8 protein-coding genes and 1 pseudogene are annotated in these 13,590 nt (G+C 71.0%); 4 read left to right on the forward strand and 5 right to left on the reverse strand.

Going from position 1 to position 13,590, the window contains the following annotated elements:
• The first annotated feature begins 12 nt into the window (after positions 1–12).
• Positions 13–790 (forward strand): annotated as a pseudogene (locus ACQEVY_RS10920) (peptidyl-tRNA hydrolase).
• A 162-nt stretch (positions 791–952) separates the two neighbouring features.
• Here the strand turns inward: ACQEVY_RS10920 and ACQEVY_RS10925 are convergent.
• The 3 genes from ACQEVY_RS10925 to ACQEVY_RS10935 all read right to left on the reverse strand — a co-directional run bounded on the left by ACQEVY_RS10925 (position 953) and on the right by ACQEVY_RS10935 (position 6,323).
• On the reverse strand, positions 953–2,101 hold the full coding sequence (locus ACQEVY_RS10925) for a PQQ-dependent sugar dehydrogenase (RefSeq protein WP_432947277.1): 1,149 nt from the start codon (positions 2,099–2,101) through the stop codon (positions 953–955).
• A 121-nt stretch (positions 2,102–2,222) separates the two neighbouring features.
• The gene (locus ACQEVY_RS10930; RefSeq protein WP_432947279.1) at positions 2,223–3,569 is read right to left on the reverse strand and encodes an NAD-binding protein; all 1,347 of its coding nucleotides are present in this window, start codon (positions 3,567–3,569) and stop codon (positions 2,223–2,225) included.
• A gap of 333 nt (positions 3,570–3,902) precedes the next feature.
• Positions 3,903–6,323: a PQQ-binding-like beta-propeller repeat protein gene (locus tag ACQEVY_RS10935; RefSeq protein WP_432947281.1), complete on the reverse strand. Its 2,421-nt coding sequence runs from the start codon at positions 6,321–6,323 to the stop codon at positions 3,903–3,905.
• Between the two features lie 496 nt (positions 6,324–6,819).
• Here ACQEVY_RS10935 and ACQEVY_RS10940 point away from each other — a divergent pair, with 496 nt between their 5' ends.
• The 3 genes from ACQEVY_RS10940 (at position 6,820) to ACQEVY_RS10950 (ending at position 11,202) form a co-directional block, all read left to right on the forward strand.
• Positions 6,820–7,956 (forward strand): GNAT family N-acetyltransferase, encoded by a 1,137-nt coding sequence (locus ACQEVY_RS10940; protein ID WP_432947283.1) that lies wholly within the window; start codon positions 6,820–6,822, stop codon positions 7,954–7,956.
• A gap of 93 nt (positions 7,957–8,049) precedes the next feature.
• On the forward strand, positions 8,050–9,276 hold the full coding sequence (locus ACQEVY_RS10945; RefSeq protein WP_432947285.1) for a DegT/DnrJ/EryC1/StrS family aminotransferase: 1,227 nt from the start codon (positions 8,050–8,052) through the stop codon (positions 9,274–9,276).
• Positions 9,277–9,873: 597 nt separating this feature from the next.
• Positions 9,874–11,202 (forward strand): DUF692 domain-containing protein, encoded by a 1,329-nt coding sequence (locus ACQEVY_RS10950; protein WP_432947287.1) that lies wholly within the window; start codon positions 9,874–9,876, stop codon positions 11,200–11,202.
• Positions 11,203–11,227: 25 nt separating this feature from the next.
• Here the strand turns inward: ACQEVY_RS10950 and hemQ are convergent, their stop codons facing one another.
• Positions 11,228–11,959: a hydrogen peroxide-dependent heme synthase gene (gene hemQ, locus ACQEVY_RS10955; protein ID WP_432947289.1), complete on the reverse strand. Its 732-nt coding sequence runs from the start codon at positions 11,957–11,959 to the stop codon at positions 11,228–11,230.
• 4 nt (positions 11,960–11,963) lie between these two features.
• On the reverse strand, positions 11,964–13,448 hold the full coding sequence (gene hemG, locus ACQEVY_RS10960; RefSeq protein WP_432947291.1) for a protoporphyrinogen oxidase: 1,485 nt from the start codon (positions 13,446–13,448) through the stop codon (positions 11,964–11,966).
• Positions 13,449–13,590 lie beyond the last annotated feature (142 nt).

Here is a 13,590-nt window from a genome sequence, read left to right on the forward strand (position 1 = left end):
CAGACTTGAGGCGTGAGCAACGAGCAGACGGCCACCCCGGGTGGCGGGGCCGGTGGTGAGGACAGTCCCTTCCGTCACGAGTTGACCCACCGCGACAAAGCGCCGCAGTACGTGCTGCCGTTGGTCGTGCGTATCGAGCGGGGCAAGCCTCCGGCACGTACGGATGCGCTCGAGACTGCTGCCCGCGCCGTCCTGGTGATGCTCAGCGACGAGCGATCGCAAGGGGACGGTGAGTGGGCGCAGGCCATGCGGGACTGGCAGGACGCCCGGATCCGCAAGGTGGTGCGGCGGGCGCGGGGCGCCGAGTGGCGGCGGGCCGAGGCGTTGCCCGGGATCACGGTCATGGGCGGGTCGGCCGAGGTGCGGGTGTTTCCGCCGGTCCCTCTGGACGACTGGCCCAAGGACCTGGCCCGACTTCAGGTCTCCGGCACGGAACTCGACGACCCGGAAGTACCGGGGGAACCCGACGCGACGGCCCCCGTGCTCTGGATGAGCCCCGAAGTCGACATGTCGGCTGGCAAAGCCATGGCCCAGGCCGGTCACGGCGCCCAACTCGCCTGGTGGGAACTCCCCGACGAGGCCCGTAAGACCTGGCACGACGCGGGCTTCCCCCCTCTCGGTCCGCACCGCGCCTGCCGTCCGGTGGGCCCAACTCACCACGAGCGGGCTCCCGTTGGTACGCGACGCGGGCTTCACGGAGATCGCGCCCGGGCTGACGGTCGCCGTCGAGGGATACGACCGGGCCGACGCCCTGCCGGAACGCGTGCGCCGCCCCGCCACCTGGCGCTGAGCGAGCGTCAGGGGATGGACAAAGAGCGGGCCGGTACCGCGCCCCAAGGGAGGCCGCAGGCCTTCCTAGGGGCGCGGGGCTGTGACATATGCGGCTCCGCCGCGCGGGCGCGACCAGCCACAACGCACCCGCAGCTTCGAACCGGCATCTCCAGCGGAACACCTAGCCCAGGGTGAGCCGGAGGACACGGTCCGCCCCATCCGCCTCACCGCCGGAGGCATCCGCGTTGGTGGTCGTCAGCCACAGTTGTTCGCTGCCGGGCACCTTCACGACCGTACGGAGCCGGCCGTACGTACCGACGTAGTACGCCGTCGCCGTGCCCACGTTCTCCGTGTCGCCCTCGATCGGGATGCGCCACAGGCGCTCGCCGCGCTGGGCGGCCATGTAGACGACGTTGTCGGCGATGGTGATGGCGCTGGGTGAGGCCTCGCCGGTGGTCCAGGTTTTCTTCGGGTTGGTCATTCCGGCGACCGAGCAGGTGCCCTCGCAGGTGGGCCAGCCGTAGTTGGCGCCGGGCTTGATCAGGTTCAGTTCGTCGAAGCGGGTGTTGCCGAACTCGGCGGACCACAGCCGCCCGTTGCGGTCGAAGGCGAGGCCCTGCGGATTGCGGTGGCCGAGGCTGTAGACGTGGTTGCCGAAGGGGTTGCCGGGGGCCGGGTCCCCGGAGGTGGTCAAGCGCAGGATCTTGCCGTTCAGGGAGTTGCGGTCCTGGGCCAGTGCGGTGTTCTGGGCGTCGCCGGTAGTGGCGTACAGGAAGCCGTCGGGGCCGAAGGCGAGCCGTCCGCCGTTGTGGAAGCGGGCTTTGGCGATGCCCTGGAGGATCACGGTATAGCCGCTGAGCGAGGTGCCGTCGTAGGTCATACGGGCGATGCGGTTGCCCTCGGCGGCGGTGTGCATGAAGTACACGTGGTGGTTGGTGGCCCAGTCGGGGTCGACGGCGACGCCCATGAGGCCGCCCTCGCCGTTGGTGGTCTGGCTGTTGGGGACGGTCCCGACCTGCGTCTTGGCGCCGTCGGGGCCGACCTTCCAGACACGGAAGTCGTCGCGCTCGGTGACCAGGGCGCCGGCGCCGTCGGGCAGCCAGTCGACGCCCCAGGGGACGGTCAGCCCGGTGGTGAGGGTGGTCACGGAGGTCGGTACGCCGTCGACTGCCGTGGGCGCGGCGGCAGTTGCCGTGTCGGCCGCGGCAGTTGCCGTGTCGGCCTGGGCGGATCCGAGCCCGGTGAGGCCCGCGAGTAACAGCCCGGTCAGGGACAGAGCCGTGCCCATCGCCAGCCCTCTGCGGGTTCCGCGCTTGCTGATCGGTCGCATCAGTTCTCCAAGAGTGGGGGGACGTCTCAGAATCGCGACCTGACGGGACACGGTCAATTACCTGAACGAATCGAACAGCATCACTTGAACCGGATCCCTTCGCCCGGATCGCTCGACCGACTCAGGTGTCCTGCTGGTGATGGCACCGCGCCGCGTGCGGCCACTGCGTGAACGACCCGTTCTCGCGCTCCACCAACAGCCGCCGCCCCTGCGGCAGCACTCCGCGTGGCCGCAGCCCGGTCAGGCTCGCGGTCGTGTAGGCGGCGCTCAGGCTGGCGAGGTCGCGGACGATGCCGATGCTGAACAGGGACTGGGTCTCGGCGATGGCCTCATGGTCCCCCGCCCGTATGACGACCCGCAGATCGGGTGCGACGGCCCGCGCGGCCACGGCGACCGCGATGTTGTCCAGGTCGTCGGAGGCGACGGCGGCCATGGCCTGGGCCGTGTCGAGGCCGAGCTTCCGCAGTACGAACCTGTCCCGCGCGTCGGCGACCACGACGGGGATGCCGAGTGCCTTCGCCAGCCGGAGGTTGGGGGCCGCCGGGTTGCGTTCCACCGCGATCACTCCGAGGCCGAGCGCCTGCAACCGGGTGCACAGCCGGAGCCCGACCTGCCCGAATCCGACGACCACCACATGGCCCGCCCGGGGAAGCGCCCTGGGACCCACCATGCCGATCGAGCGCGGGGCCAGCAGACGATCGACCATTCCCGCGGTGAAAACGGCGGTGAACACGATGGTGATCAGCATGGCGAAGCTGCTGAACACCAGGTAGGCGGTCCCGCCGTGCGCGGCCGCTGGGCCGACGGTCGCGAGGGTTCGCGCCGCTTCGAAGAGGGCTTCCACCGGCGACCGGTGGTTGAGGGTCACCGACCAGATCCAGTCCGCCAGCAGCACCGCGAAGAGACCGGCAAGACCGGTCAGCATGATCCGCGAGCTGCCGTCGTGCGGCCGCAGCTGGCCCCTGATCTTGCCGAGCCGGGCCCGGTATCGCAGGGAGCGCGGCGGCCGGTACGGCTCGAGACGTACGGCGTCCTCTCCCCAGCGGGCGCCGACATGCCCGGCGGGCGTCCCGTGGAGCGCCAGCAACTCGGGCTGGAGGCAGGCGGCCAGCAGGACGGGGGCGGCGACATCGGCCGGTGAGGTCACCCGGCAGTTGGGCACCGTGCTCTCGAGCTGGCCCGCGACCGTCCGGTCGAAGACCGTCACCACCAGGGCGACGCCCGGACGGATGTGCTCGACGGCGAGCGCGTAGCGCAGGGACTCGGCGTCGTCGTCGAAGAGAACCGCGACGCCCGCCACATTCCGGTCCAGGGCCTTGCGCAGTTCGTCGTCCGTGGGCTGGGTCAGGTGGCACACGTCGTTCTCCGCCGACTGCAGAGAACCGCAGACCCTGCGCGCCGCATCGCCGCCGATCACGACGTAGTACTGCTGCTCCACCTCGCCCTCAGAGAGCGAAGACGCAGTCATCTGAACGGTACGGGTCGCAGTCGAGGCATCGGGGGGTCTGGCAGCCGGCGCATCGGGTGAGCGACCGCCCGCAGTGGCATGTGAGGTCACTCGGATCCTCGGACTCCTCGTCCGCAACCGGTCGGAGGCGGGTCCCAGCGGTTTCCGGCACGGGACGACTGCTGGCGGAACTCATCGACTACTCCCATGGAGTCGGGTGCGACACCGAACGTAGGGCGCCCCACTCCCTCGCACCATGAGCAGATGTCACGCCCCCGACCCTCTGGAATCCGACAGATGCACAAAGGCCGTGGCGAACACCGGGGGTACGCGCCGCCAGTCTCCCCGCGGCGTTCAGCGGTTGACCGCGAAGACCGTGCCGCTGTCGTTGCCGACGTACACCGTGCCTCCGGACGCCGCGGGTGAGGAGCGGATGTCCGCGCCGGTGCGGTGCCTCCACCGCTGTTTGCCCGTGGTCTTGTGTACGGCGTAGAGGTTGCCGCTCTTGCTGCCCACGTACACGGTGTCGCCCAGGACCGTCGGCGAGGAGTAGACGATGCTGCCGATGGTGAACTTCCACCTCTGCTTCCCGGTGAGGGCGTCGACCGCGTACAGATTGCCGTCGTCGCTCCCCACGTAGACGACTCCGTCGGACACCGCGGGCGAGGAGCCCACGCCGCCCCGTGTGGCGAAGGTCCAAACGCGTTCGCCGGTATCGCAGTTGACGGCGTAGAGGTTGCCGTCGTAGCTGCCCGCATAGACGACGCGATCGGCGACCGCCGGTGAGGACTTGACGTCGCCGTCCGTCTCGAAGGCCCAGGCGCGTTCTCCGGTCGCCGCGTCGATGCCGTACAGCCGGGAGTCCTCACTCCCGACGACGACCTTGCCCCACGCGACCACCGGGGAGGAACGGATCCGGCCCTCGGCGGCGAACGCCCACTTCCGGTCGCCGGAATCGGCGTCCACGGCGTACAGCCGGCCGTCGTCACTGCCCGCGTAGACCACTCCCCCGGCGACCACGGGCGAGGAGTTGACCTCTCCACGAGCGCTGAACTGCCAGCGCTGGTCGCCGGTCTTCACGTCGACGGCATAGAGGTGATAGTCCGCGCTGCCGAAGTAGGCGAGGCCCCCGGCCACGGCGGGACAGGTGTAGACGCCGTTGCCGGTGCTGAACGCCCAGCGTCGTTTGCCGGTTTCGGCGTCCAGGGCGTACATGCTCCCGTCCTTGCTGCCGGCGAACACCAGCCCGCCCGCGGCGAGAAGGGCGGGCGCGACCGGGCCTCCGGTGCTGTACGTCCATCTCTGGCTGCCCGGTTTCGGATCCGTCTCCGAGTCGTTCAGGGGGTCATTGCCCGTGCTCTTGTCGGAGTCGTCCTGATCGCCGAGCCCCAGCAGGTAGGAGCCCACGCCGAGGGCGGCGACGGCGCCCGCTCCGGTGAGTGCGATCAGCACGCGGCGACGGGTGGGCGTACCGGGGTCGCGGTCTCCTCCGCCACCCGGAAGCGGTTCGCCGGCCGGATGCGGTCCGCCAGCCGAGAGCTGCCCGCTCCCCGACGGCCACGGTGACGGATTGCCCGACGTCTCGAGTGATGACGGCTGCGGTCTCAGCCCCGCGTCCGTCCAGGTGGGTGGACCGCTCGGGGTTACGGGGCCGGGGGCGCCCGGACCGGAGTACCGCGGGCCCTCGGGCGAGGCGACGGTCGGTGTCCGGAACGCCTCGGATGCCCCCGCCGTGTGCCCGGACGGCTCCTGCGGCAGGCGGGGATCCACCGCGACGCCGGCTCCGGCAGCCCCGGCGGTCGCGGCCCGCGGGCCCGTCGGGGACACCTGGCGGCCCATGCCGGCCTCCTCGGCCCGCCGCACCGAGGCGGCCACCGGCGCGGGCAGCCAGGCCCCGCCGTGCAGCGCGACGGTGACCGTGTCCTTTCCGTACGGGCCGTACTGGCCGGACGCCGCCGCGGGCGACGAAAGCATCCGGCGGGCGAACTCCGTGAGCAGTTCCGCGACCGTGGGCCGGCGTGCCGGATCCTTCTCGAGGCAGTGGGCGAGGAGCGGGCGCAGCCCTTCCGGTACCGCGGACAGGTCGGGCTCGTCATGGACGACGCCGAAACCGATCCCGGCCCCAGGACTGGAGCTGAAGGGCCCCTCGCCGCAGGCCGCGTACACAAGCACGCTCGCGAGGGCGAACACATCGGCGGGCGTACCGGCGCGCCCACCCGTCAGCTGCTCGGGCGACATGAACGCGGGCGTGCCGACGACGACTCCGCTGCGGGTCAACGAACTCGAACCGGCACTGATCGCAATCCCGAAGTCGATCACCTTGGGCCCGTCGGGAGCCAGCAGCACATTGGAAGGCTTCAGATCCCGGTGCACGAGGCCCGCGGCATGGATGGCCTGGAGCGCCTCGCTCAGCCCGGCACCCAGCGCGAGCACCGAGGATTCGGGCAGCGGTCCGTGGCGCGCGATGGTGGCGTCCAGCGAGATACCCGCGACATGGACGGTGGCGAGCCACGGCGGGTCTCCGTACGGATCCGCGTCGACGACCGCGGCCGTGAACGCCCCGCTGACAGCACGGGCGGCAGCCGCCTCCCGGGCGAACCGCTGCCGGAACTCGGGGTCGTCGGTGAATTCGGGCCGGATGGTCTTGACGGCGACCGCACGCCCGCCCGGTGACCGCCCCAGATAGACGCGCCCCATCCCGCCGGCTCCGAGGCGGCCCATGATGCGGTACGGCCCCACCTGCCGAGGATCGCTGTTTTCCAACGGCTGTGCCATGGGTCCCCCTGTACCAGCCGGAGGGCGTGTTGCTCCCCGGATGTCTGTGCCGTCCATGATGTCCGGCAGGCGCGGAATACGCACCTCACTGTGCGCACGGACGCGGACGGAGTACGCGTGGGTTCCACGGGGCTACGCCCCTGGGATCCCGTCGGGGCTCCGCCCCGAGCCCCGTTTCGGGGGCCGGCCCCCGGGCCCCCGGTCCTCAAACGCCGGACGGGCTGAAATCAGCCCGTCCCGAGGCGCCTGCCAGCGGGTTAGCACCACCCCTGCTGCTGAGGAGATGAAGGGATCGGGAGTTGCCATAAGTCGCCACGAGTTGACTTCAGTTGCTCCAGATATCCATGAAAAGACCTTGTAGCCCGATCTATAGCATTTCATTGCAACAGACACCCTTGACAGCTTGCAGGCTGTTTCGCCACGTTTGAGCTCTGCCACTGTGCAGAACAAGTGGGGCGCGATCAACGCGCGTTGGGGGAACGGGGGGCGGTCGCCCATGCGATCGATCAGCAATGCCATGCACATCACCATCCACAGAGCCGAGCAGCTCGACGCCTCGCTCAGCCGGGCCTGGCACAAGGCGATGGACGAGTCGCCCGACTTCGCCAACCCCTTCCTGGCACCGGAGTTCGCGGCCGGGATCGGCGGATGCCGCGGTGGGGCGCGGGTGGCGGTCCTGCACGAGAACGGCGAACCCGTCGGCTTCCTCCCGTACGAACGCAACTCCTTCGGCGTCGGCCGGGCCATAGGCCTCGGCCTCTCCGACTGCCAGGCCCTCGTGCACCGCCCCGGGATCACCTGGGACACCGGGCAACTGCTGCGCGCCTGCGGCCTGTCCGTCTTCGAGTTCGACCATCTCGTCGCGGAGCAGCAGCCATTCGGCCCGTACGTCACGGGGACGTTCCCCTCACCGGTGCTCGACCTGAAGCCCGGCGACGGCGACTACGCCCAGTGGCTGCGGGCCACGTACCCGGGGCTGGCCAAGACGACGCTGAAGAAGGAACGCCGCTTGGGGCGCGACCTGGGCGAGATGCGGTTCGTCTTCGACGAGCGCGACCCGCGAGCGCTGCGCACGCTGATGCGGTGGAAGTCAGCGCAGTACCGCAGGACGGGACGCATGGACCGATTCGCGCGGCCGTGGATCGTGGACTTGGTGGACCATCTGTTCCAGGTGCGCGAAGAGCACTTCACCGGTGTGCTGTCCGTCGTGTACGCGGGCGACCGCCCGGTGGCCGCCCACTTCGGCCCGAGATCGCGCACGGTCTTCGCGGCCTGGTTCACCGCGTACGACCCCGAGTTCCGCTACTACTCCCCCGGCCTGATCATGCACCTGCGGATGGCCGAGGCGGCGGCCCGGGACGGCGTACGGCTCATGGATATGGGCCGCGGCGACAAGGAGTACAAGGACTGGCTCAAGACCCGCGAACTGCGCGTCGCCGAAGGCTTCGCGACCCGCCCCCACCCGGTGGCGACCGCACACCGCCTGTGGCGCAGACCGGTACGCGGCCTACGCAACACGGTCCTGGCCCACCCCACCCTGCGCGAACCAGCCGACCGGCTCCTGAAGACGGTCGGCACCCTGCGTACGTCTACCCGGACGAGCTCCGCCGGAGCCGCGCCCCGCACCCGCTGAACAGGCCACCCCCGTACGCCCCATGCTCATCCCCTCCCCCTTGTGCACCCCCGCGAACGACCCTTCAACGGCCCTTCGACGGAAGAGGTGACCATGCCGTACGGATCGCAGCTCGCCGCGACGATGACACGGCGGCTCGGACGCGAATGCGTCTACACCCCCTCGGCCCGGCTGGCGCTGTATCTGGCGCTACGACGCTGGTGCCGGCCAGGCGCACGCGTGCTGATGTCGCCGGTGAACGACGACGTGATCCTCTTCGTCGTCCTCGCGGCCGGACTGCGCCCGGTGCAGGCCCCGGTGTCCATGTGGGACGGCAACATCGACCCCGCCGCCGTACCCGAGTCGACCTGGCGAAAAGTGGACGCAGTACTCACCACGAACCTGTACGGGATGCCGGACCGCGTCATCGAACTACGGCGCCGCTGCGAGGAGTTGGGCATCCCCCTGCTCGAGGACGCGGCACACGCGATCGGCACGCATGTGGACGGGCAGCCGATCGGGACGTTCGGGAAGGCGGCGGCGTTCAGCCTGTCCAAGCATGTGGCGGCGATGGCGGGCGGTTTCCTCGCCGTCGAGGACGCGCGCACCCGACGCGAGCTGGAGCTGCTGCGCGACGACCTCCTCGAACCGGCCCGCCTGCGCACCGACCTGGCCGCGGCCCTGCGTCCACTCGCACGTTCCGCCGTACGCACCCTCCACCTGGTGCGTCCCGCATGGCGCACGATGCAGCGACTAGGCCTACTGGAACGCGACGACTTCCGCATGCCCCTCCACGCACCACGACTGACCCGCAGCGCCCGCGAGGCGCCCAGCCTCAAGGCGTACGAGCCATGGGTACGGGTCGACCTGCACGACTTCCGCTCCCGCCACGGAGCCCTGGTCCGCGGCCAGTTGAGGCTCCGCCTGGCGGCCCTCGACGCGAACCTCGCCCACCGCAGGGCCGGCACCGCCCTCCTCTCGGGCACCGCCTGGGCCTCCCCGGCACTGCGCGACCAGGCCACCCACGACGGCCCCCTTCCCGTCTTCCGGGTCCCGCTCCTGGTCCACGACCGCGACGCACTAGTCGAACGCCTGGTGAACCACGGCGTGATCGCCGGCTACATCTACGACCCCCCGCTAGACGACTACGCGGGCCCGGACTTCGTCGACCCCTCCCCCACCCCCTCGGCCGCCCGCTGGTTCGCCTCACACGTCCTCCCGGCCGACCCGCTCCTGGCCCGCAGAATCACCGCAGCCCTGACCAGGGAACAGGCGAGGACCGCACACCCGTCCCTGCCCGCCCCGCAGCCGGAACCCACGCCACGAACAGCCATGGGCTGACTGCGGCCCGCAACGGTGCGCGCAAACTGGGGCTGCGCCCCAGACCCACGCCACGGGGTGGTGGGTGACACGACGTGTCGCGGCTGCAGGTGCGTCGTGGCTGGTCGCGCAGTTCCCCGCGCCCCCAAAAAGCCTGCGACTGCCCGCACCCCGACGAGCAAGCGAACTGAAATAGTCCGCGCCCCGGAAGGAGCCCGCGCCCCGGAAAGCCCGCCCGTGGGGAGCCCGGACCCCTATGGCCCCGCGGCCGCCCACGGCGGCAAGGGGACGGGGCGGGGGTGTGCGCCCGCAGCGGCCGGCGCGCCACCCCGAGCACCCTCTACCAGCCAACAGCAACGCGCGCCGGTCCGAGGACGGACACCCCCGACGCGGCCCCGCACCCACCACAAACCCAAGGCGCGCGGGGCTGTGACATATGCGGCTCCGCCGCGTGGGCGCGACCAGCCACACACAGCCCGCGGCCGCCCCACCGCCGGAGGCACCCCGCGTGGGCGCGACCAGCCACGACGGCACCGCAGCCGAAAACGAACCTCAAATGTTGCTCTGAACGTCCCCGCCAAGGGGTTCGACCCCACGCTTCGGGGTCATCACCCCGTCATGCAGCCACTGGGTACGGGAATCGGATGGCGGCCAGAAATCGCCGAGGCCGTCGAGCGTATGCCCGGCATCGACTGGGTCGAGGCCGTCGCGGAGAACGTGTGCCCGGGACACATCCCGGACTCACTCCAGCGCCTACGCGCCCGCGGCGTCACCGTCATACCGCACGGCGTCTCCCTGGGCCTCGGCGGCGCGGAGCGCCCCGACGAGGCCCGCCTCACCGCCCTCGCCGAACGCGCGGCAGCGCTCACCGCCCCGCTCGTCACCGAGCACATCGCCTTCGTCCGCGCGGGCGGCCCCCTCACCGCCACCGACCGCCTGGAGGCCGGGCACCTGCTCCCAGTGCCCCGCACCCGAGACGCCCTCAACGTCCTGTGCGAGAACATCCGCATCGCCCAGGCCGCCCTCCCCGTCCCCCTCGCCGTCGAGAACATCGCGGCGCTGATCTCGTGGCCGGGCGAGGAGATGACCGAGGGACAGTTCCTGTACGACCTGGTCGACCGTACCGGCGTACGTCTCCTCATCGACGTGGCCAACCTCCACACCAACCACGTCAACCGAGGCGAAGACCCCGCCAAGGCCCTCGACGAACTGCCCGTCGAGGCCATCGCGTACGTCCACGTAGCCGGCGGCTTCGAGCGCGACGGCGTCTGGCACGACAGCCACGCCCACCCCGTACCCCCGCCGGTCCTCGACATCCTCGCGGACCTGGCGTCCCGAGTCCGCCCCCCGGGCGTACTCCTGGAGCGAGACGAGAACTTCCCCGAACCAGCCGAACTGGAGCGGGAGTTGGCAGCGATCAGGGAAACCGTGGACCAGGCCCCGAAGGCAAACGCCAAGCCTTCAGGCGTACGGGCCGAGACCTCCGGCGTACGGGACGGCGGCGCCCCGCAGGGCAACGCAGAAGGCACCGAAGCCCCCCGTCAGCGCCTCGCCCTGGCCCAGACGGCCCTGCTCTCCGCCCTCGTCGCCGGAACCCCCACCCCCGAAGGCTTCAACCGCTCACGGCTGGCCGTACAGGCACGAGCACTCGCCGCGAAACGGGCCGACGTCATCGCCAAGGTCGCCCCGGAACTGCCGGAGATCCTGACCGGGACGTACCGCACCCACTTCCTGGCGTACGCGGCCGACCACCCGATGACCGACGGCTACCGCCACGACGCCCTGGCCTTCGCCGAACACCTGCTCCTGCACGGCCGCCTCGAAAACGCCGACGCAGAACGGCAGTTGAGCGACTGGTGGCTGGAGCGCTCAGGCCCCGCCCCGCTGTCCCGCCGCCCCGCGGCCCGCCTGGCACGGGCCACCCGCCGAGTCCTGCTGAGGCGCTGACGCGCTAACGCGCTGCGGCAGCCGCTCAGGCCAGCCCCGCGACCAGCTCAGCCACGGACTTGCGGCGCCCGGTGTAGAACGGGACCTCTTCCCGGACATGCATCCGGGCCTCGGAGGCGCGCAGATGGCGCATGAGGTCGACGATGCGGTACAGCTCGTCGGCCTCGAAGGCGAGGATCCACTCGTAGTCGCCCAGCGAGAACGAGGCGACCGTGTTGGCGCGCACGTCCGGGTAGCCGCGGGCCATCTTGCCGTGGTCGGCGAGCATGCGGCGGCGGTCCTCGTCGGGCAGCAGGTACCAGTCGTAGGAGCGCACGAACGGGTAGACGCTGACGTAATTGCGCGGCGTCTCGTCGGCGAGAAACGCCGGGATGTGCGAGCGGTTGAACTCGGCAGGGCGGTGCAGCGCCATGTTCGACCAGACCGGCTCCAGGGCGCGCCCCAGCTTCGTACGGCGGAAGAGGTTGTACGCCTCCTGGAGCTGGTCGGAGGTCTCCGCGTGCCACCAGATCATGAGGTCGGCGTCGGCGCGCAGGCCGGACACGTCGTACGTGCCGCGGATCGTGACGTCCTTGGCGGCGAGCTGGTCGAAGAGCTCCTGGACCTCGTCCGCGTAGCCGGCGCGGTCCTCGGGGAGGACGTCTCGCAGCTTGAAGACGGACCACAGGGTGTAGCGGATGACCTCGTTCAGGTCCTTGGCCAGCTTGCCCTTGTTCGGGATCCTGCCGGACTCGGTGGTGGGGGCGTCGTCACTCATGTCCTCATTCTCCCGCTCCGCCGTGCAGACTCTGCACCGGGTGGGCGGTGAGCTCCTGCACACCGCTCGCATCGCCCTCGAGCTGATCGACCGCGGCGTACGCACTCGCGATGCACGCCGGGATGCCCACTCCGTCGTACGCGGCTCCGCACACGGCGAGGCCCGGCAGCTCGCCGACGTGTTCCCGGATGCGGGCCACGCGCGCGTGGTGCCCGACGGGGTACTGGGGCAGGCCGTCGGTCCAGCGCGTGACGCTTGCCGCGACGGGCGCGGCGTCGAGCCCGGTGGCTTCCCGCAGGTCGTGCCGCGAGACGTCGACGAGTTCGCCGTCCTCGCGCCCGAGGATCTCGGTCTCGCCGTACCGCCCCACAGACGTCCGCAGGACCAGCACGTCCGGGTTCTCCTCGTCGATCCACCCCCATTTCTGGGAGGCGAACGTCGACGCCTTGATGGTCCGCCCGTCAACAGGCGGCACCAGAAAACCGCTCCCTTCAGGGAGCCGGATTTCATCGCGCCGGTAGGCGAGCGTGACGAGCGCCATGGAGGCGTACTCGACACCGGCCAGCTCAGCCGCGGCAGCAGGCGCTTCGTCCCGCAGCAATGCGGCAGCCACACCGGCGGGAACGGCGACGACAACGCCGTCGGCGTGCAACACCCGCCCTCCGGCGACGACGCGCCAAACCAGTTCACCACCTCGCCCAGCCACCTCCCCCGAGACCCTGCGCAGCTCCGTCACCCGCGCCCCCGTGACGATCTCGCCGCCCCGCACCCGCACCGACTCCGCGACAACGAGCGGCAGTTGGCCGACGCCGCCCTCGATGCCCATGAAGACGGGGCCGGTCTGCTGTGCGGCAGCCGCGCGGGCCTGGATGCCCCGGACCGCCTCCGTCAACGACACATGCGTACGCGCCGCCTCGAAGAGCTGGGGAACGGCCGAGCGCATGGAGATGCGGTACGCGTCGCCCGCGTAGACGCCGCCCAGAAGCGGCTCGATCAGGCGGTCCACCACTTCCCGGCCGAGGCGGGCCGCCACGTACTCCCCCACCGCCACGTCGTCGCCGACCTCCGTACGCGGCAAGTCGGCGTCGCGCTCGATGCGCTGCACGCCCTCCTCGGAGAGCAGCCCGGCGAGGGCGGAGGCCGTGCCGGGCACACCCATGACGTGCCCCTTGGGCATGGGCCGCAGCGCCCCCCGCGTCCAGATCGACGCACTCGCCGTCGCAGGCGTACGAAGCCGGTCGTCGAGGCCCACCTCGCGGGCGAGCGCCACCGCCTCGGGACGCCGGGCCAGCATCGACTCGGCGCCGAAATCGACCCGCGCACCCGCGATCTCACCGGGGAGCAGCTTCCCGCCGAGCCGGTCCGAGGCCTCCAGGACGGTCACGCGCGCGCCACTGTCCAGCAACCGGTGGGCGGCGGCCAGACCGGCTATGCCGCCCCCGATGACGACGACGTGACCCAGGCCCGTACGAGTGTCTGCGTGCTGCATGTCTCCACTGTCGCACCCGGCACTGACAGTCCCTCCGGCACCCGGTGTCCATGACGAGTCCTGACCGTGACCAGTTCGGGACCCGATACCTCCAACGTCCCGCCCCGCTCCGGCGTCGAAGGAGCGTCAATCATTACGACAC

It is taken from the genome of Streptomyces sp. CA-288835 (genome assembly GCF_050936385.1).
Lineage (GTDB): Bacteria > Actinomycetota > Actinomycetes > Streptomycetales > Streptomycetaceae > Streptomyces.